We start from the raw sequence: 19,095 nt of genomic DNA, 5'->3' as shown, positions 1-19,095 counted from the left end.
CGATGCGCACCGCGATCCTGGTTGCCGCGTCGGCCACGGCTGCTTTGGCCATCTATATCGGCTTGGTCGGGCCGGACGGGGTGCCCGATCCGGTCGCGGCGCACCCGGTGGCGCTGGCGGACCAGGGTGCCGCACCGGTGGCGTCCGCGGCGCCGGGCGGCGCGGTGGGCGAAGCTGGTGTGCGCGCGTCGGCCATCGAGCGGCGCGCGAGCGCAGCGGCCACGCTTGCCGCGAACGGCCCGCGGATGCTGCGCGAGGGCCGCTTGCAGGATTGGTGGCGCGCGGGTGAGGCACAATGCGCCGCACTCGGCATCGATGATTGCAAGCGCTGGCTGCGCGCCGCGGTCGCCGCCTGGCCGGACCCACGCGCGGCGGCGATTGCGTCACGCGCCATCGAGCGCCTGCCCGCCGTGAAGGAAGCGCAATCGCACCTGGTACAGGAGATGGACACGCCGCTGTCGCAGCGCTTGCAACGCTTGTCCGCGCTGCGCGAAGCGACGATGGGACGCGAGGAAACGCAGGCGTGGTTCGGCCGCGAGAAGGCGCAGGTCGGCTTTACCGCCGCCGTGAACGAATTCGCCGCCGGCGAGGCGGCTGGCATGTCGCTGGCGGCGCGCCTGGCAAGGGTGGAAGACTTGCGCGGTCAGCATTACGGGGCGTTTTATGAGGACCTGCGCGCGGCAGAAGGGCCGATGGGGCAATACCGCATCGAGCTGGGCCTGGCCCGCCTCGACATCAGCGACGCACAGGCGGCGGACCAGCTCCGGAACCGTTTGCTCGCGCGGCATTTCCCACCCAAGCGGGCGCAGGAGATCGCGCAACTGGAACAGCGCAGCGAGCAGCAGCAGGCGCAGCGAAGCGCATACGCCGACGAGCTGGCGGCGCTACAGCGCCAATACCCGAACGCTGGTGATCAGGACTATCTTTCCAGGCTAGGCCAATTGCGGCAAAAGCACTTCCATTGAATCGGCGCGGTTTCTTCTTGCCAGCCTTCCGACTCTGCATCCAGGCATAACCCCCGCCAGGTGGATGTGCTCCCCGCGCAACGGCGAAAGGAACTGCACTTACGTCGCACGCGAGTGGGCGACGACTGGCTGGCCATGTTGGCGCCCTGCATGGGAAGGTTGAACAATTCTGAAAATAGTGCAATGATAGTGCATACAAAGTGCACAAAGGAGCAGACATGGCTACCGCAGACATGACCGTCCCTGCCGGCGAGGCAGTTCCTGTATTCGATCGCAACTTCGACGAATTCATGAATTTCCTCAATTCCGAGGCGAGCCCGTCGATTTCCCCAAAACGATTCGGACTTGTTTTCAGGGTAGATATGCAGACGCTCGCGGCGCAGGCACACGTTCACAGGAACACCGTCAGGCTGGCACCGGACACCGAGACCATCCAGTCGTACCTGCGTGAATCGGTGCGCGTGATGTGCGCTGCCACCGATATTAGCGGCAGCATCGAAAAAGCGATCTACTGGTTCAAGAATCATCCACTGCCGACATTCGACTACAAGACGCCCCAGGACCTCGTTTCAGAAAAACGCACAGACGCTCTCATCAAGTACATCCAGTCGCTACAAGCCGGGTACATCGGATGATTCTTACCCCGCTCAACGCTGTTGCCTACCGGGTCCACCAGCCGAAATGGTCATTTGCGCCGACCTCGGGGGCCGGTGCCGGCGCCTATGGCGGGCGCGCCAACCGGCCTGGTGTCAATGCGCTCTACCTGTCACTGGAGCTGGAGACCGCCCTAGCCGAGTACCAGCAGCTCGATGCGCTCCTGCCGCCCGGGCTCATGGTCAGCTATAACGTAAGCATCAACGCCATCGTGGACTTCCGCGGCGGCTTTACCAGCGGCTGGGACGCGCTCTGGCAAGATTTTTACTGCGACTGGCGGAACATGCATTTCAACCAAGGCATTGAACCCCCATCCTGGGTCATCGGCGATCAGGTCCTTGCTGCCGACGCAAAGGGAATCCTGTTCAATTCCGCGATCACCGGCGGAGAGAATCTTGTCATCTACACTGACGCGCTGACCGGCGCCGATGCCATCAACGTCTACGATCCGAACAACGATCTCCCAAAGAACCAATCGTCCTGGTAATACTCAACGGAGGCGCGATCGCCACGCCCAGGGTATCAGGCGAACCTCGAAAAATCCGGCTTGCGCTTTTCAAAGAACGCGGTGAACGCTTCCTTCGCTTCGGGCGCGAGCAGCATGGCGCCGAACAAGGCGTTTTCGGCGCCCATGGTCTCGTTGATGGCCGCAGTGCGCGAGCGCTTCATCAGCGACTTGGTCGCGCGGATCGAGGCGGCGGGCAGCGCCACCAGCTTGGCCGCCTGGCGCAGCGCGTACGGACGCAGTTCTTCCAGCGGCAGCACTTTCGACACCAGGCCCATGTCGTAGGCTTCCTGCGCCAAAAACGCTTCGCCGAGCAGCAGCTTTTCGGCCGCGCGCGGGAAACCCGCCATCTGCGGCAGCAGCAGGCTCGATGCGAATTCCGGGCACAGTCCCAGCTGCGAGAACGGCATCGAGAACTTGGCATTGTCGGCCGCGTAGACCAGGTCGCAGTGCATCAGCAAGGTGGTACCGATGCCGACCGCCGCGCCGGACACCGCCGCCACCACCGGCTTGCTGCTGCCGGAGAGCGCGCGCATGAACTGGAACACCGGACGCATTTCGGGCGGCACGCCTTCGACCGGGGCCGAATTTTTCATGAAGTCGTCCAGGTCGTTCCCGGCCGTGAAAATCTCGGGCTTGCCGGCGATGATAATCGCGCGCACCGCGTCGTCGCTCTCGGCGCCGACCAGCGCATCGGCCATGGCCTGGTACATCACGCCGGTGATCGCGTTCTTGCGCTCGATGCGGTTAAATTCGATGGTCAGGATGCCGTCGGCCTTGCTCGTCAAAATATCCATGTATTCTCCAAAAAGTGAAAAGGGCGCCGAGGTTAAACCGCAGCGCCCTTGATGACATTATTTTAACCGACGCTTATACGCGTTCGAAAATGCCTGCCGCGCCCATGCCGGTACCGACGCACATGGTGACCATGCCGTACTTGAGGTTATTCCGGCGCAGCGCGTGGATCACGGTGGCGGCGCGGATCGCACCGGTCGCGCCCAGCGGATGGCCCAGCGCAATCGCGCCGCCCATCGGGTTGACCTTGGACGGGTCCAGACCCAGGTCGCCCATGACTGCCAGTGCCTGTGCGGCGAAGGCTTCGTTCAGTTCGATCCAGTCCAGCTGGTCCTGGGTGATGCCGGCGGCGGCGCATGCTGCGGGAATCGCCACTTTCGGGCCGATGCCCATGATTTCAGGCGGCACGCCACGCACCGCGAACGAGGAAAACTTCGCCAGCGGGGTCAGATTGTGCTCGCGCAGGATTTTTTCGCTGACGATCAGCAGCGCCCCGGCGCCGTCCGACATCTGCGAGCTGTTGGCCGCGGTGACGGTGCCCTTGGCCGCGAACACCGGCTTCAATTTGCCGAGCGATTCGATGGTCGAATCGGCGCGCGCGCCTTCATCGGTATCGACCGTGCGGGTCGTGATGTCAATCTGGCCGGTTGCCAGGTTCGGCGTGCGGGTGATGATTTCGACCGGGGTGGTCTCGTCCTTGAAGAAGCCAGCCTGCTGCGCGGCGATGGCGCGGCGGTGCGACTCGACCGAGAACGCATCCTGCTGTTCGCGCGTCACTTTCCACTGCTTGGCCACGTTTTCCGCAGTCAGGCCCATGCCGTATGCCATGCCGACGTTTTCGTCGGTGAACATATTCATGTTCATCGATGGGTGGTGGCCCATCATCGGCACCATCGACATCGATTCGACGCCGCCGGCGATCATCACGTCGGCTTCGCCGACGCGGATGCGGTCGGCCGCCATGGCGATGGCGGTAATGCCGGATGCGCAGTAACGGTTGACGGTCACGCCGCCCACGGTTTTCGGCAGGCCGGCCAGCAGCACCGACATGCGGGCGATGTTAAAACCTTGTTCGGCTTCCGGGAACGAGCAGCCGATGATGGCGTCGTTGATCAGTGCCGGATCGAGGCCGGGCGCTTGCGCCATCGCGGACTGGATCGCGCGCACCAGCAAGTCGTCCGGGCGCATGGACTTGAACATGCCGCGCGGCGCCTTGCCGATCGGGGTGCGGGTGGCGGAGACGATGTATGCGTCTTGAAGTTGTTTGCTCATAGTGTTCTCTCAAAAATTCTGTGGTTCGAAATGGGATGCTGATTCACCGTTTTTCGGACAAGTACCAGTCGACCTGCACCTGCGCCGCCAGGGTACCGTGTTCGTCGAAGACGTCCACTTCCACCGGAAACGCCACCTTGCCGTCCGCTTTCAACGTGGCCTTGAGCGCCGCGATATCGCCCGGAACGCGGCCGCTGGCGCGCGTCGCGCCCTTGGCCACTTTCTGGTACTGGATGCGCGACTCCTTGGCCACCGGACGCAGACCCAGAATCAGGTCGGCGAAGGCGCCGGCCATGGCCGCGCCGGACGCCGTTTCGGCCAGGGTGAACAGCGCCCCGGCGTGCTGCGTGCCGAGGTGGTTGTTCAGTTTCGGGTCGGCCGGCATCGACACCTCGGAGGTGCCGTTGCCGATCGCGTCGATCCGGATGCCCAGCAGCCGCACGAACGGCAGTGTGTCCATCATTTGCTGCTTGATACGGTCATACACCATGCTTGGCCTCACTCGCAGTAAAAATTTAAACGCCAGGGTCAGGATCGACATTGCCGGTCGATCAGTTGCGTACCGGTTTACCGGTTTGCATCATGCCCATGATCCGTTCCTGGGATTTCGGATGATTCAGCAGTTCGAGGAATGCCTTGCGCTCCATGTCGAGGAACCACTGCTCGCTCAACTGGCTGCCCTGGTCGATGTCGCCACCGGTCACGATCTCGGCGATCATGTCGCCCAGCTTGTAATCGTGGGCAGAGATGAAGCCGCCGTCGCGCATGTTGACCAGTTGCGCACGGATGGTCGCCCAGCCGTAGCGGCCCGTCGCGGTGATCGTCTTCTTCATCGGAGGACGGTAGCCGGCGTCGAACATCGCGCGCGCTTCGACTTTCGCCACGTGCAGCAGTTCGTACGGGTTGAAGACGATGACGTCGTCTTCCTTCAGGTAGCCCATCGCTTTCGCTTCCAGCGCCGATTTCGACACGTTGGCGGTTGCGGCGTTGGTGAAGCCCGTTTTCAGGAAGTGCAGGATGTCCGAACCCTTGGCTTCATTCGAAGCGCGTGCAGCCGCTTCTTTCAGGCCGCCACCGGCAGGAATCAGGCCAACACCCACTTCCACCAGGCCGATGTACGACTCGATGGAGGCGACGCGCTTGGACGCGTGCAGCGCCATTTCGCAGCCGCCACCCAGCGCCAGGCCCGCCACCGCGGCGATGACCGGAACGCTCGAATATTTCATCGCCATGAAGGTATCCTGCAGCAGCGCGATACCTGGCTCCATGGCCTTGGCGCCGCCTTGCATGAACAATGGCAGTGCCGATTGCAGGTCGGCGCCGGCCGAGAAGGCCCCGCCTTCGGCTGCGTCGGTGTTCCAGATGACCAGGCCCTTGAAGTTTTTCTCAGCTTCGGCTTGCGCCATTTTCAGGCCGTTGATCACGCCTTCGCCGATGACGTGCATCTTGGTCTTGAGCGAGATGATCAGCACGTCGTCGTTCTGGTGCCAGATGCGCACCGAGTCGTCTTCGTGGAAGGTCACGCCGGCGGTCTTGCCGTCGGCAGCGCCGGCGCCCAGCACCGGTGCGCGGAACGGCTGGCGCTCGTACACGGCCAGGGTGGAACGCGGCACGTAAGCGTTTTTGGAGGCGGAGTACGAACCTTCAGCGGTGTGCACACCCTTCTCTGCAACCTGGCCTTCGAAGACCCATGCCGGCAATGGAGCCGAGCACAGTGCCTTGCCGGCGTCGATGTCTTCCTTGACCCAGTTGGCGATCTGGGTCCAGCCCGATGCCTGCCATGTCTCGAAAGGACCGACGTTCCAGCCGAAGCCCCAGCGCATGGCGAAGTCGACGTCGCGCGCGTTGTCGGCGATGGAACCCAGATGCACGGCGATGTAGTGGAAGGCGTCGCGGAAGATCGCCCACAGGAACTGGCCTTGCGGGTTGGTCGATTCGCGCAGCGCTTTCATCTTCTTGACCGGATCCTTTTCTTTCAGGATGCGGGCCACGATGTCGGCTGCCTTGCCGCCGCCGGCGACGTAGTTACCGGTGGCGAAGTCGAGGCGCTGGATCTCCTTGCCGACTTTTTTGTAGAAACCGGCGCCGGCTTTCTGGCCGAGCGCACCCGCGGCGACCAGCTTGGCCAGCACTTCGGGGGTTTTGTAGACGGCGAAGAAGGGATCGTCGGCCAGGTTGTCCTGCATGGTCTTGATCACATGGCCCATCGTGTCCAAGCCGACCACGTCGGCGGTACGGAAGGTGCCCGACTTGGCGCGACCGAGCTTGGCACCGGTCAGGTCGTCGACCACGTCCACGGTCAGGCCGAATTGTTCGGCTTCGTGGATGATCGCCAGCATGCCGAAGATACCGACACGGTTGGCGATGAAGTTCGGGGTGTCCTTGGCGCGCACGACGCCCTTGCCCAGGGTAGTGGTCAGGAAGCCTTCGAGCTGGTCGACGATTTCAGGCTTGGTCGACTCGGTCGGGATGATTTCGACCAGGTGCATGTAGCGCGGCGGATTGAAGAAGTGAACGCCGCAGAAGCGCGCTTTCAGTTCGGCGTCGAAGCCGTCGGCCAAGGTGGTGATCGACAGGCCCGAGGTGTTCGAGGCGAAGATCGCGTTTGGCGCGATGTGCGGAGCGACTTTTTTATACAGGTCGTGCTTCCAGTCCATGCGTTCGGCGATCGCTTCGATGATCAGGTCGCAGCCGGCCAGCAGGTCGAGGTTGTCTTCGTAGTTGGCGATTTCGATCAGCGCTGCGTCGTCCTTGTTACCGAGTGGCGCAGGGCTGAGTTTTTTCAGGTTGTCGATGGCGCGCTGGACGATGGCATTTTTGCTGTTGCCGCCCGAGACATGCTCGGGCTTTGCCGGCAGGTCGAACAGGACGACCGGTACCTTGGCGTTGACGCAGTGGGCAGCGATCTGCGCACCCATCACGCCGGCGCCGAGCACGGCGACTTTTTTAACGATGAAATTGGTCATGGCTTTCCTTTGATTTTCAGGTTTGCTGCTTCGTCGTTCCCGTCACCTCGCGCCGCCTGCATCCGTCGCCCCCGCGAAGGCGGAGGCCCAAGTTCGTCGATACGCTGCGAACTTGGGTTCCCGCCTGCGCGGGAACGACGGTGCGGGTGCCGCTGGCCGCCGGGAGCACTCAGCTTATTAGAACAAGTCGGCGTCGAGCGCCATCAGGTTGGCCGAGCCGGAACGCGCCTGGCGGATCAGCATTGCCGTTTCAGGCTGCAGACGGGCGAAGTAAAAACGCGCGGTCGCCAGTTTGGCTTTGTAGAAGTTGTCGCCCGAGTCTTCCTTGGCCAGCGCGATCTTCGCCATCTGCGCGAAGAAATAGCTGTAGATCAGGTGACCGACAACGCGCAGGTAAGGAACCGCCGCCGCGCCCACTTCATCCGGATTCTGGAACGCCTTCATGCCGATTTCCATGGTCAGCTTGGTGACCTTGTCGCCCAGGTCGCCCAGCGGCGTGATGAACTCCGACAGTGCTTCGTCGGTGCCGTTTTCTTCGACGAAGTTCTTGATCTTCTCGCCGAACTTGCGCAGCTTGGCGCCGTTGTCCATCAGGACTTTGCGGCCCAGCAGGTCGAGCGACTGGATCGTGTTGGTGCCTTCGTAAATCAGGTTGATGCGCGCGTCGCGCACATACTGCTCCATGCCCCACTCGGAGATGTAACCGTGGCCGCCGAAGACCTGCATCGCTTCCGAGGTCGCGATCCAGCCGTTGTCGGTGATGAAGGCCTTGATCACTGGCGTGAGCAGCGCGACTTCGTCGGCGGCGTCCTTGCGCACTTCTTCGTCGGGGTGATGCAGTTCGCGGTCGATCTGCAGCGCGGCGTACGAGGTGAAAGCGCGCGCGCCTTCGGCGTAGGCCTTGGCGGTGAGCAGCATGCGGCGCACGTCGGCGTGCACGATGATCGGGTCGGCTTGTTTTTCAGGAGCTTTGACACCCGACAGGCTGCGCATCTGGATGCGGTCTTTCGCGTACACCAGCGCGTTCTGGTACGCCACTTCGGTCAGGCCGAGCGACTGCATGCCCACACCAAGGCGGGCCGCGTTCATGAACACGAACATGGCATTCAAGCCCTTGTTCGGCTGGCCGATGATCCAGCCTTTTGCGCCGTCCAGGTTCATCTGGCAGGTCGAGTTACCGTGGATGCCCATTTTTTCTTCGATCGCGCCGCAGAAAATCGGATTGCGCTCGCCCAGGGTGCCGTCCGCGTTCGGCAGGAACTTCGGTACCAAGAACAGCGAAATGCCTTTCGAGCCTTCCGGTGCGTCCGGCACCCTTGCCAGCACCAGGTGCAGGATGTTTTCGGCGACGTCATGTTCGCCGGCCGAGATGAAGATCTTCGAGCCGGTGATCAGCCACGAACCGTCGTCCTGCGGCAGCGCTTTCGAACGCAGCATGCCCAGGTCGGTGCCGCAGTGCGATTCGGTCAGGCACATGGTGCCGGTCCATTCGCCCGAGACCAGTTTCGGCAGGTAGGTTTTTTTCTGTTCGTCGGTGCCGTGCTCCAGCAGGCACTCGTAGGCGCCGTGCGACAGGCCAGGGTACATCGACCAGGCCTGGTTGGAGGAGTTGAGCATTTCGTAGAACGAGTTGTTCAGCACGACCGGCAAGCCCTGGCCGCCGTATTCCGGGTCGCACGCGAGCGCAGCCCAGCCGCCTTCGACGTACTGCTTGTAGGCTTCCTTGAAGCCTTTTGGCGTGGTCACCGACTTGGTCGCCGCATCATAGTGGCAGCCTTCGCGGTCGCCCGAGTGGTTCAGCGGGAACAGCACGTCCTGCGTGAACTTGGCACCCTCTTCCAGCACCTGGTTGATGATGTCGGCGTCGACATCTTCGAATTTCGGCAACTGCTTCAATTCGTCGGATACATTGAGGAACTCGTGCAGCACGAACTGCATATCCCGAATTGGCGCGACGTATTGACCCATGATTTTCTCCTGACGAACGTATGGTTGGTGACCAGGCCAGCGACGTGCTGGACCCGGCAAGGTGATGACTCGATTGCTTGATTCGCTTACTGCGCTTGATTCGCTTGATTCTTGGATGGATTCTGGTAATTCATGATCAGGCGCTCGAAGCCGCTGCGCGCGCGATCGACGCTGCCCGGCCGACGCAGGAAACGCGCATCGTGGTGCAGCGCCAGGATCAGGCCATACATCTCGTAGACCATCTGGCTGGCGTCGGTATCCGCCTTGAGGTCGCCGCACTCGATGGTCTGCTCCACACATCTTAGCAGCGCTCCCTGCCACGCACGCACCATCGACACCAGTTCTTCGCGGATCGGGCCCGGGCGGTCATCGTACTCGACGGCGCCACTGATATAGATGCAGCCGGACGCGATTTCGACGCTCACGCGCTTGATCCAGCGGGCATACATGGCTTTCAGGCGCGACAGGCCGCGGGCTTCCTTGACGCTCGGGAAAAACACTTCCTGCTCGAAACGGTGGTGGTAGAGCTTGAGCACTTCCATCTGCAAGTCTTCGCGCGAACCGAAGTGCGCGAATACCCCCGACTTGCTCATGTTCATCTTGTCCGCGAGCAAACCGATCGTCAGCCCTTCGAGACCGTCGCGGCTGGCGAGGTCGAGCGCGACGTCCAGAATGGCTGCCCGCGTGAGCTCGCCCTTGCGCATGAATTTGACTGAAGTGTTAATAGATGGTCCCGTTGGTAGTTGAAAATGCGACCCGTTGAATATAAATCCGAACGCTCGTACTATTATCCACTACAAGGCAAATGTCAAACGGGAACTTAGAGGTGGGAGTCTATTGCTGCAATGCAGCAATAATGGTGTTTTGTACGGTTCCTGGCGCGCCAAAGCGGCGCTTGGCGGGAAGTGGCTTCGCCGATGGCGGGACCGGCGCGCTCACCATGGCGAGTGGCTTACTCGCCCGCCTTGCTGATCGCACGCCGGTCGCGCTTGGTCGGGCGACCCTTGATGGTGGTTCCCGGCTCGCGGTACAGCTTGCGCGCTTCCAGCTCATTTTCGCGCTTGCTGACGCTCTCTTGCGTCTCCTCGTACAAGGTGCGCGCCACCGGTGCCCCGCCGCGCACGTCGGAAATGCCCAACACGCGCACTTCCCACGTCTCGGCGCCGTTATCGATGCTCAGCTTGTCGTCCAGCTTGACCGCGCGCGCCGGCTTGATGCGCTCGCCGTCGAGGCGCACCTTGCCCGTATCGACCGCATCCGTCGCCAGGGAACGCGTCTTGAAAAAGCGCGCCGCCCATAACCATTTGTCTATTCGTACATTGTCCATCAGGCATATCCTATAGCGAAAATCCGCATCGCCATTTTATAGAAAAAATACGCCACCTCGTAACCGCAGCGTCGTACCCATCCCACGTGTTCAAAATCTTCCCGGCAAATCATGACGCCGTCGGCAATTCCGCCCCGGATGTGGTCGCGCATGGTGCGGGCGAATTCATGGTCTTTGACGACCACATTGGCTTCCTGGTTCAAAAACAGCGACAAGCCGTCGCAATTGCTCGACCCCACCGTCGACCAGTCGTCGTCGACCACCGCCACCTTGGCGTGCAGCTGGGTCTTGCGGTATTCGTAGACCTCGACCCCGCTGTCGAGCAGTTTCGGGTAGAACGAGCGCGCCACCATGTCCTGCAGCTTGATTTCGCCCACGCCGATGAGCAGCTTCACCTCGACCCCGCGCTCGGCCGCGATCGCCAGCGCCTTGCGGAATTTGTGTCCGGGAGCAAAGTAGGGATTGACCAGAAGCACGCTTTTCTTGGCGTGGCCGATCGCGTGCAGGTAGGCGCGCTGGATCGTATGGCGGTTGCGCAAGCTGTCGCGCACCACGAAGGCGGCCTGCATCGGCTTGTCGCCCTCCTGCGCCTGGTCCTTGCGCATTTCGCGGAACAGGCCGATCCGTTTCATCAGCCCCAGATGGCCCACGCGCGCCCATTGCGCCTGCATTTCGTGGTGAATGGCGGCCACCAGCGGGCCGCGCACCTGCACCGCAAAGTCCCAGCGCGGCGCCGGCAGGCGTTTGCCCGGGTCGTAATCGCAATACCAGTCGTCGTTGACGTTGATGCCGCCGACGAAGGCCACGGCGCGGTCGACCACGACGATCTTGCGGTGGGTGCGTGCCACGCCGCGCTTGAACCAGGCGTTGAAGGCGCGAAAACGCACGTTGGCGGCCGCGAAGGCGACGCCCAGGGCGGTCGAGCGTGCGTGTCCGGTGCCCCACCAGTCGGTGACCACGCGCACCTTGACCCCGCGCTGGCCCGCGCGGCACAGGGCGTCCGCCACGGAACGGCCGGTGTCGTCGTCCGCAAAGATATACGTTTCGAAATAAATATCGTACTGAGCGCCGTCGATGGCCGCGATCAATGCAGGGAAAAATGCCAGTCCGGTTTCAAGCAGGGCAATATCGTTATGGGCGGTGTATTGGACCGAGCGCATAGTGCTTCATGGTTGGTTGCAGAGCCTCAGGCCAGCTTGAGGTTGGCCACGATCGGGGCGTGGTCGGACAATTTGGCCCATAAGGTCCCATGCAAGACCTCGGCCGTGTCGACCTTGAAACCGCGCACATAAATGCGGTCGAGGCGGAAAAAAGGCAGTGCCGCGGGGAAGGTGCGCGCCGGGGTCACCGGCTTTTCGCGGCCCGAAAAGCTGCGCACCAGGTCGCCCAGGCGCGAGCGCGCACCGAGCTCGTCGAACACTTCCACCACGCCCAGTTCCTTGCGCAGCTTGTCGCTGAGGTTGTTGCGCCAGTCGTTGAAGTCGCCCGCGATGATGACCGGCTCGCCATTCGCCGCCGATGCGTTCACGCAATCGATCAACGCCTGCGTCTGGCGTCCGCGTCCCGATTCGAACAGGCCCAGGTGGACTACGTAGCAGTGCACCTGGCATTTGGGCGTGTCGAGGATGCAGTGGAGAATGCCGCGCTGCTCGTATGCATGGTCGGACACGTCATGGTTGTGCGTGCCGCCGATGGGATAGGCCGACAGCAATGCATTGCCGTGGTGCCCGTGATCGTAGACCGCGTTCATGCCGTAGGCGGAATGATGCGAGTCGCCTGCGAAATACTCGTGCTGGGCACGCTCGGGCCAGTGGCGATGGCCACGGCTCTCATCGCCGAACTTCGCCGAGTTGTGGTCGTGCTTGCCCTGCACTTCCTGCAGGAACACGACGTCGGCGTCGAATTGGGCGATAGCCTTTTTCAGGGCCAGCACGCGTGGTGTGCTCCGGATGGAGGACACGCCTTTGTGGATATTATAAGTAGCGACACGAATCTTCATGGGAACATTCTAACCCCATCAGTGGATGTTCTTCAGAAGGAACTCTATCGTGCGCACTTCTGCCCGCCCGGAGCGGATCGGCGCCAGGTGACCGGGCAGCGTGCACGCCGGCGCCGGATATGCTGAACGACTGCGTGAACTCAGTCGGAAACGCGATGTCCAATCAGTTCCAGGCATGGGTGTTGTTCAGCGGGATGAACTCGGCACTGATGCCAGCCACACCCGCCCTAGTGTGAAGCGAAGGGCGTGTTGAAATTTCGTAAATATAAATACTATCGCAAATTCACATGTCGGGAGGCAGCGATGAACCATGTCAGACCACTCGCGCTGGCCCTGCTGGTGGCCGTGTCGCAGGCGTCGGCGCAAGACGTTCTACTGGCGGGCAAGGCGCAGCGGGTCGTCTTGCTGGCGTATGGCGCCGAAGGATGTCCGGATCCATGCGAAGCGCGCAAACCGCAATCCGACGCAAGCCAATGGGTTTGCATTAACAACGGCGGCGGCTGCGAGAGCATGGAAGTGAAAGTGGAGCAGGTTTTTTGGGGAGATGCCGGCGGTACGACAAGGGTGTTCAAACAAGGCATCGGCGAATGGGGGCCGCGTTTCACGGATTGGCGCGGGCAGGTCGTTGTCAATCAGGAAGGCGGCAGTATTTCCTGGTCGCCCGCCCATGTCCGCGCCGGCAAAATCCACATCGAGTCAAAGAAGCTGCGCAGCGTTCGGAACATTAAAACAAGCGATCTGGACCCGGACGAAGATGACTTGGTAGCGCTGGACTCATTGCTTAAGCGCGTACGCCAATCCACCGAAGGCCAACAAGCCCCAAACGTCGGCGGGCGGAAGTAACGCTATTTGCCTGGACATCGCGGCGGGCGCCCTGACGTGCCGTCATGCCGCAGTGCACTTACTTGTTCAGCACACGCGCAAGAACGCTCTGCTCCAGCGCGGCAAAGGCCGCCGTGCCGCGCCGGCCGGCGCGCGGCAAGTCCACGTGCAGGTCCAGGGAGATGCGGCCATCCTCGACCAGCAGCACGCGGTCGGCCAGGGCCAGCGCTTCCTGCACATCGTGCGTGACCAGCACGGCGGTAAAGCCGCGCGCCAGCCATAGCGATTCGATCAGCTGCTGCATCTCGATGCGGGTCAGCGCATCGAGCGCGCTCAGCGGTTCGTCGAGCAGCAATAGTTGCGGCTCGTGCACGAGCGCGCGCGCCAGTGCCACGCGCTGACGCTGCCCGCCGGACAATTCGGTCGGCCAGTCGCCAGCCCGCCCGGCCAGGCCGACCGTCTCCAATGCGGCGGCCGCGCGCGCGCGCGACCCCGGCAGACCGAGCGCCACGTTCTCCAGCACGCTCTTCCACGGCAACAGGCGCGCTTCCTGGAACATGATGCGCACGTCCGGATTGCGCAAGCCGTCGCCGATGCGGATCTGCCCGGCATCCAGTGTTTCAAGTTGCGCGATGGTACGCAGCAAGGTGCTCTTGCCGCAACCGCTGCGCCCGATCACGGCCACGAACTCGCCGGACGGAAGGTCCAGGTCAATTCCTCCCAGCACTTCGCGTCCGGCATAGCTTTTCGCAACGCCGCGCAGCGACACAGCAACGCCATGCTGCCCCAGCGCGATGGCCGCCCCGACGGTACTTTCCTCGATACGATTGATTTGCATGCAGTTTCCCATCAGCGGTACGCCGGATTCCAGCGCAAGAAATGCTTTTCCATCACACGCGACAACAGATCGGCGGCCTTGCCCAGCAGGGCGTACAGCAAAATTCCAACCAGCACGACATCGGTCTGCAGGAATTCGCGGGCATTCATGGTCATGTAGCCGATGCCGGCTTGGGCGGAAATGGTTTCCGCCACGATCAGCAGCACCCACACCAGCCCCAGCGAAAAGCGCACGCCCACCAGGATCGCCGGCAGGGCCGCCGGCAAGATCACATCGCGGTACAGCGGCCAGCCAGACAAGCCATAGCTGCGCGCCATCTCGATCAACCCCTGGTCGGCCGAGCGGATGCCGTGAAAGGTATTCATATACACCGGGAAAAACACGCCGATGGCCAGCAGGAACAGCTTGGCCGTCTCATCGATGCCGAACCACAAAATGACCAGCGGAATCAACGCGAGCGCCGGGATGTTGCGGATCATTTGCAGGCTGGTATCGAGCAAGGTTTCGGCGCGCTTGACGCTACCGTTCAGCAATCCAAGCAGCAAGCCCAGCCCGGCGCCGATGGCAAAGCCGGTGGCCGCGCGCCACAGGCTGGTGCGCAGGTGATGCCACAGCTCGCCCGACGCGGCCAGGGTCCAGAACGCCTTGGCCACGGCCCACGGTTCCGGCAGGATGCGGCTCGACAGCAAGCCGGCCTGCGCCGCCACCTGCCACGCCAGGATCAGGGTCACCGGCAACGCCCACGGAGCCAGTGCCGATGGCCGCAGTGGGGCGGAAGCGCGCAAGGCAGCGCCGCGCGTATTCATCTCAGGCCGCCTTCTTCGGCAAAATATCGCTGGCCATCATCTCGCCGAACGGCCCGGTGATCGATTGCTCGCCAGCCTGCTTGCCCTTGCCCAGCAGCGGGAACACCAGTTCGGCGAAGCGGTACGATTCTTCCAGGTGCGGATAACCGGACAGGATGAAGGTCTCGATGCCCAGGTCCGCATATTCGCGCATGCGCGCGGCCACCGTTTCGGCGTCGCCCACCAGCGCGGTGCCGGCACCGCCGCGCACCAGGCCCACGCCGGCCCACAGATTGGGCGACACTTCCAGCTGGTCGCGCCGGCCGCCGTGCAGGGCCGCCATGCGGCGCTGGCCCACCGAATCCATCCTGGCGAAGGCTGCCTGCGCCTTGGCGATGATATCGTCATCGAGATGGCTGATTAATTCGTCGGCCGCGCGCCACGCCGCCTCGTTTGTTTCGCGCACGATCACGTGCAGGCGAATCCCGAAGCGCAAAGTGCGTCCATGTTTGGCGGCGCGCGCGCGGATATCGGCCAGTTTTTCGGCCACCGCGGCCGGCGGCTCGCCCCAGGTCAGGTACACATCCATCTGCTCGGCCGCCAGTTCGTGCGCGGACTCGGACGAGCCGCCAAAGTACAGCGGCGGATACGGTTTTTGCACCGGCGGGTACAAGGTCCTCGCGCCCTTGACCTGCAAGTGCTTGCCCTCGAAATCGTAGCCGGCCGCACCGCCCTCGCCCGCCATCGTGGCGCGCCAGATGCGGAAAAATTCATCCGAAATTTCGTAGCGCTTGCCGTGGTCGGCGAACAGGCCGTCCGCTTCCAGTTCGCCCTGGTCTCCGCCCGTCACCACATTGATCAGCAGGCGCCCGTTCGACAAGCGGTCGAAGGTCGACGCCATGCGCACCGCCAGGCCCGGCGTCGACAGGCCGGGACGGATCGCCACCAGGAACTTGAGCTTCTGCGTGACGGCCATCAGCGACGAGGCCACCACCCAGGCGTCCTCGCAGGAACGCCCGGTTGGCAGAAGGACGCCGTCGTAGCCGAGGGTATCGGCTGCAACGGCAACCTGGCGCAGATAGTCGGCATCGACACTGCGCGCACCCTTGCTGGTACCAAGATAGCGGCTATCGCCATGGGTGGGGATAAACCAGAACACATTCAAGGACATGACAAAACTCCTGTGTATTTAATCTCGTGCTACAGCTTGAAAGCCAGCTGCGCATCCTTGACGGCAATCGGCTTCGGAATCAGTTTGAGGCTGGTAAAGACGTCGGCGATCTTCTGCTGCTCGCGAATGACTTCCGGCGTCACCGGCCTGACGCCATACGAATAGCGCTGCGCCGCCAGTTCCAGGATGCTGTTCTCCAGGCCCGTCTGCGCGGCCAGGATGGCGGTGACCTCCTTGATGTTCTGGCGTCCCCACTCGTCGACCTTGGCCAGTTCATCGATGACGATGCGGATGATCTCCGGCTGCGCTTCGGCATACGGGCGCGCCGCCAGGTAGAACTGATGGTTCGACACCAGCCCCTTGCCATCGGCCAGCACGCGGGCGCCGAGCTGCTTTTCGGCGGCCGCCAGGAACGGGTCCCAGATCACCCACGCATCGACGGCGCCGCGTTCGAACGAGGCGCGCGCATCGGCCGGCGGCAGGAACACGGTCTGCACATCCTTGTATTCGATGCCGGCCTTTTCCAGCGCCCGCACCAGCAGGTAATGCACGTTCGAGCCTTTGTTCAGGGCGATCTTCTTGCCTTTCAAATCGGCCACCGTGCGGATCGCCGAACCCTTGGGCACGACAATCGCTTCCGAGCTTGGGGACGGCGGCTCATTACCCACGTAGACCAGATTGGCCCCGGCGGCCTGCGCGAAGATCGGCGGCGCCTCGCCCACCGTGCCGAAGTCGATGCTGCCGACATTGAGCCCTTCCAGCAGCACCGGGCCGGCCGGAAATTCGGTCCACTTGACCGTCACCCCCTTGGCAGCCAGCCGCTTTTCCAGGGCGCCGCGCCCTTTGAGGAGCGTCAAGGTGCCGTATTTCTGATAGCCGATGCGCACTTCCTTTGCACCCTGCGCCCTGGCCGCGCCGGGCAAGGCGCCAGCAACGGCGGCGGCGAACATCATTCCCAGGGTGCGGCGGCGCGCGCTGCGTTTGTCCAGATGCGAAGTCATGGTGGGGTCTTTCTGCATGGTGCGGTGTGTTGAAAGAGTCAGGCGGCGAGGGAATGCCGGGCGTGGCGCGGCTGCAGGTGGCGCTGCGGCAGTGCGAACAACTCCGACGAGAGCTGCTCGACGCCGCGCGCCATGCGCGCCGCAATCGGAGGATCGAGCGTGAGGCCGGTGGCGGCGTTCCAGCGCAGCTGGTCGGACGTGGCGTAAATCCCGGGCAGGATGAAGCGCGCCGAGAGCGACGCCAGCACCGGCCGCAGCGCGTAATCGAGCACCAGCATGTGCGACTGGCTGCCGCCGGTGGCCAGCGGCAGCACCAGCTTGCCGTCCAGGCCATCTTGCGGCAGCAGGTCGAGGAAGGCTTTCAGGATGCCCGTGTACGACGCCTTGTACACCGGCGTGGCGATGACGATGGCGTCGGCATCGAGCAGCAGCGCCGTGGCCCGCACGATGGCCGGGTCGTCGAAATTCGCGTGCAGCAGCGCCTGCGCCGGCAGGTCGCGCACCTGCAGGGTATGGCAGCGGTGGCCGTGCAGGGCGAGTTTGTCGCCCACATGCTGCAACAGCCTCGCGCCGCTCGACGATACCGACGGGCTCCCGCCCAGCAAAAGTACGCTCATGATTTTTCCGATCCGGTGTGAGGTCAAACAAGGCAATGGTCACAGGCTACGGCGCACACAAACAAATCGGAACGAATGCTTTTGCGCTTCGATATGCGCTTTTCGTTCCATCGGTTTTCGCATAAGGAAGGGCGGATATCTTCGTTCACGGCGCGCCATGGGCGGTGCAATACTGGCCCCCTCGACTGTCCTTCAAGGCTTGTTCCATCATGTCAGCCACCCTGCTCCGCCCCGTTCCCGATATTCCCGCCGCCGATCCGCTGGGCGCTGCCAGCGCCCTCGCCGAGCGCCTCGCCCTCACTGCGGTGCAGCGCGACCGCGACGGCGGCCACGCGGCCGAGGAGCGCGAATGGATCCGCGCATCGGGCTTGCTGACCTTGTCGATTCCCACCGAATTCGGCGGCCAGGGTGCCTCCTGGCCTGTGGTGTACGAGGCGATCCGCATCCTGGCGCGCGCCGACAGCGCGCTGGCCCACGTGTTCGGCTTCCATCACCTGCAACTGGCCGGCATTCGCCTGTACGGCAGCGCGCAGCAGCAGCGCCACCTGCTCACCGCCACTGTCGAACAAGGTCTGTTCTGGGGCAACGCCTTGAATCCCCTCGACCAGCGCACTACCGCGCAGCCCGGCGCCGACGGCTTCACCCTCAATGGCGTCAAAAGCTTTTCATCGGGCTCGGTGGGCTCCGACTGGCTGACCGTATCGGCCTGGGACGCCGCCGCCGGCGAAGCACTGATCGGCGTGGTGCCGACCGCGCAGCCAGGCGTGCGGGTGCAGGCCGACTGGGATGCCTTCGGCCAGAAGCAGACCGACAGCGGCAACGTCCACTTCGATCAGGTGCACCTGCCGGCGCAATACGTGCTGCAGGCGCCCGGCCAAACGCCTGCCGCGCAGGCTACCCTGCGCTCGCAGGTGGCACAGCTGATCATGGCCAATCTGTATCTGGGCATCGCGGAAGGCGCATTCGACGCCGCCCGCGCCTACACGCGCGAGCAATCGCGCCCCTGGTTCGCATCCGGCGTGGACGCCGCCACCGACGACCCATTCATCCAGCACCGCTACGGCGAACTGTGGCTGCTGCTGCGCCCTGCCCAGGTGCTGGCCGACCACGCGGCCTACGAACTTGATTACGCCTTCAACAAGGGCGCCTTGCTCACGGCGCGCGAACGCGGCGAAGTGGCGGTGTCAGTGGCCGAGGCCAAAGCCCTGTCGCACCGCGCCGGCATTGAAATCAGCAGCCAGATGTTCGAGCTGACCGGTGCGCGCGCCACCTCGGCCAAATTCGGCTACGACCGCTTCTGGCGCAACGTGCGCGTGCACACCCTGCATGACCCGATCGACTACAAGCTGCGCGACCTCGGACGCTACGTCCTCGACGGCAGCGTCCCCGAACCGACCGCCTATTCCTGAC

19 protein-coding genes are annotated in these 19,095 nt (G+C 63.2%); 5 read left to right on the top strand and 14 right to left on the bottom strand.

Going from position 1 to position 19,095, the window contains the following annotated elements; all coding sequences use genetic code 11:
- The first annotated feature begins 2 nt into the window (after nt 1-2).
- From IV454_RS11295 to IV454_RS11285, 3 genes are all read left to right on the top strand, one after another.
- Nucleotides 3-965 (top strand): lipase secretion chaperone, encoded by a 963-nt coding sequence (locus tag IV454_RS11295; protein ID WP_206091526.1) that lies wholly within the window; start codon nt 3-5, stop codon nt 963-965.
- Between the two features lie 218 nt (nt 966-1,183).
- On the top strand, nt 1,184-1,600 hold the full coding sequence (locus tag IV454_RS11290) for a DUF2384 domain-containing protein (protein WP_229522184.1): 417 nt from the start codon (nt 1,184-1,186) through the stop codon (nt 1,598-1,600).
- Entirely contained in the window at nt 1,597-2,106 is a 510-nt protein-coding gene (locus IV454_RS11285; protein WP_054265991.1) for an RES family NAD+ phosphorylase, read from the top strand. The genes IV454_RS11290 and IV454_RS11285 overlap by 4 nt, the downstream gene beginning before the upstream one ends.
- 35 nt (nt 2,107-2,141) lie before the next feature.
- Here the strand turns inward: IV454_RS11285 and IV454_RS11280 are convergent, their stop codons facing one another.
- The 9 genes from IV454_RS11280 to IV454_RS11240 all read right to left on the bottom strand — a co-directional run bounded on the left by IV454_RS11280 (nt 2,142) and on the right by IV454_RS11240 (nt 12,451).
- Nucleotides 2,142-2,921, bottom strand: coding sequence for an enoyl-CoA hydratase (locus IV454_RS11280; RefSeq protein ID WP_206091525.1), 780 nt, complete (start codon nt 2,919-2,921; stop codon nt 2,142-2,144).
- Between the two features lie 73 nt (nt 2,922-2,994).
- The gene (locus IV454_RS11275) at nt 2,995-4,191 is read right to left on the bottom strand and encodes an acetyl-CoA C-acyltransferase (protein WP_054265989.1); all 1,197 of its coding nucleotides are present in this window, start codon (nt 4,189-4,191) and stop codon (nt 2,995-2,997) included.
- A 43-nt stretch (nt 4,192-4,234) separates the two neighbouring features.
- Nucleotides 4,235-4,681 carry a PaaI family thioesterase gene (locus IV454_RS11270; RefSeq protein WP_054265988.1) on the bottom strand — a complete coding sequence of 149 codons (447 nt, stop codon included), beginning with the start codon at nt 4,679-4,681 and terminating at the stop codon, nt 4,235-4,237.
- A 61-nt stretch (nt 4,682-4,742) separates the two neighbouring features.
- On the bottom strand, nt 4,743-7,157 hold the full coding sequence (locus IV454_RS11265; RefSeq protein ID WP_206091524.1) for a 3-hydroxyacyl-CoA dehydrogenase/enoyl-CoA hydratase family protein: 2,415 nt from the start codon (nt 7,155-7,157) through the stop codon (nt 4,743-4,745).
- Between the two features lie 177 nt (nt 7,158-7,334).
- On the bottom strand, nt 7,335-9,125 hold the full coding sequence (locus IV454_RS11260; RefSeq protein WP_206091523.1) for an acyl-CoA dehydrogenase C-terminal domain-containing protein: 1,791 nt from the start codon (nt 9,123-9,125) through the stop codon (nt 7,335-7,337).
- A gap of 86 nt (nt 9,126-9,211) precedes the next feature.
- On the bottom strand, nt 9,212-9,829 hold the full coding sequence (locus IV454_RS11255; protein WP_206091522.1) for a TetR/AcrR family transcriptional regulator: 618 nt from the start codon (nt 9,827-9,829) through the stop codon (nt 9,212-9,214).
- A gap of 248 nt (nt 9,830-10,077) precedes the next feature.
- Nucleotides 10,078-10,452, bottom strand: a complete 375-nt coding sequence (locus tag IV454_RS11250) for an RNA-binding S4 domain-containing protein (RefSeq protein ID WP_206091521.1) — start codon at nt 10,450-10,452, stop codon at nt 10,078-10,080.
- Nucleotides 10,452-11,612, bottom strand: coding sequence for a cardiolipin synthase ClsB (gene clsB, locus IV454_RS11245; RefSeq protein ID WP_206091520.1), 1,161 nt, complete (start codon nt 11,610-11,612; stop codon nt 10,452-10,454). Before clsB ends, IV454_RS11250 begins: the two co-directional genes overlap by 1 nt.
- A gap of 26 nt (nt 11,613-11,638) precedes the next feature.
- Nucleotides 11,639-12,451, bottom strand: coding sequence for an endonuclease/exonuclease/phosphatase family protein (locus IV454_RS11240; protein WP_054265980.1), 813 nt, complete (start codon nt 12,449-12,451; stop codon nt 11,639-11,641).
- Nucleotides 12,452-12,754: 303 nt separating this feature from the next.
- Here IV454_RS11240 and IV454_RS11235 point away from each other — a divergent pair, with 303 nt between their 5' ends.
- Nucleotides 12,755-13,294, top strand: coding sequence for a hypothetical protein (locus tag IV454_RS11235; protein ID WP_206091519.1), 540 nt, complete (start codon nt 12,755-12,757; stop codon nt 13,292-13,294).
- 58 nt (nt 13,295-13,352) lie between these two features.
- On the opposite strand, the gene IV454_RS11230 is transcribed toward IV454_RS11235, so the two are convergent.
- Genes IV454_RS11230 through ssuE form a run of 5 tightly spaced genes read right to left on the bottom strand, consistent with a single transcriptional unit; the run spans nt 13,353 to nt 17,685 of the window.
- The gene (locus tag IV454_RS11230; protein WP_206091518.1) at nt 13,353-14,111 is read right to left on the bottom strand and encodes an ATP-binding cassette domain-containing protein; all 759 of its coding nucleotides are present in this window, start codon (nt 14,109-14,111) and stop codon (nt 13,353-13,355) included.
- A gap of 11 nt (nt 14,112-14,122) precedes the next feature.
- Nucleotides 14,123-14,917 (bottom strand): aliphatic sulfonate ABC transporter permease SsuC, encoded by a 795-nt coding sequence (gene ssuC / locus IV454_RS11225; protein ID WP_206091517.1) that lies wholly within the window; start codon nt 14,915-14,917, stop codon nt 14,123-14,125.
- Between the two features lies 1 nt (nt 14,918).
- Entirely contained in the window at nt 14,919-16,067 is a 1,149-nt protein-coding gene (gene ssuD / locus IV454_RS11220) for an FMNH2-dependent alkanesulfonate monooxygenase (RefSeq protein WP_206091516.1), read from the bottom strand.
- Between the two features lie 29 nt (nt 16,068-16,096).
- Entirely contained in the window at nt 16,097-17,068 is a 972-nt protein-coding gene (locus IV454_RS11215; protein WP_206091515.1) for a sulfonate ABC transporter substrate-binding protein, read from the bottom strand.
- A 38-nt stretch (nt 17,069-17,106) separates the two neighbouring features.
- On the bottom strand, nt 17,107-17,685 hold the full coding sequence (ssuE, locus tag IV454_RS11210) for an NADPH-dependent FMN reductase (protein ID WP_206091514.1): 579 nt from the start codon (nt 17,683-17,685) through the stop codon (nt 17,107-17,109).
- 209 nt (nt 17,686-17,894) lie between these two features.
- On the opposite strand from ssuE, the gene IV454_RS11205 reads away from it, so the two are divergent.
- Complete coding sequence (locus IV454_RS11205; protein ID WP_206091513.1) at nt 17,895-19,094, top strand: acyl-CoA dehydrogenase family protein; 1,200 nt, start codon at nt 17,895-17,897, stop codon at nt 19,092-19,094.
- Nucleotide 19,095 lies beyond the last annotated feature (1 nt).

It is taken from the genome of Massilia antarctica, assembly GCF_015689335.1.
GTDB classification, from domain to species: Bacteria; Pseudomonadota; Gammaproteobacteria; order Burkholderiales; family Burkholderiaceae_D; genus Telluria_A; species Telluria_A antarctica.
The sequence above is the reverse complement of the archived record's forward strand: the minus strand, read 5'-3'. Positions and strand labels throughout refer to the sequence as shown.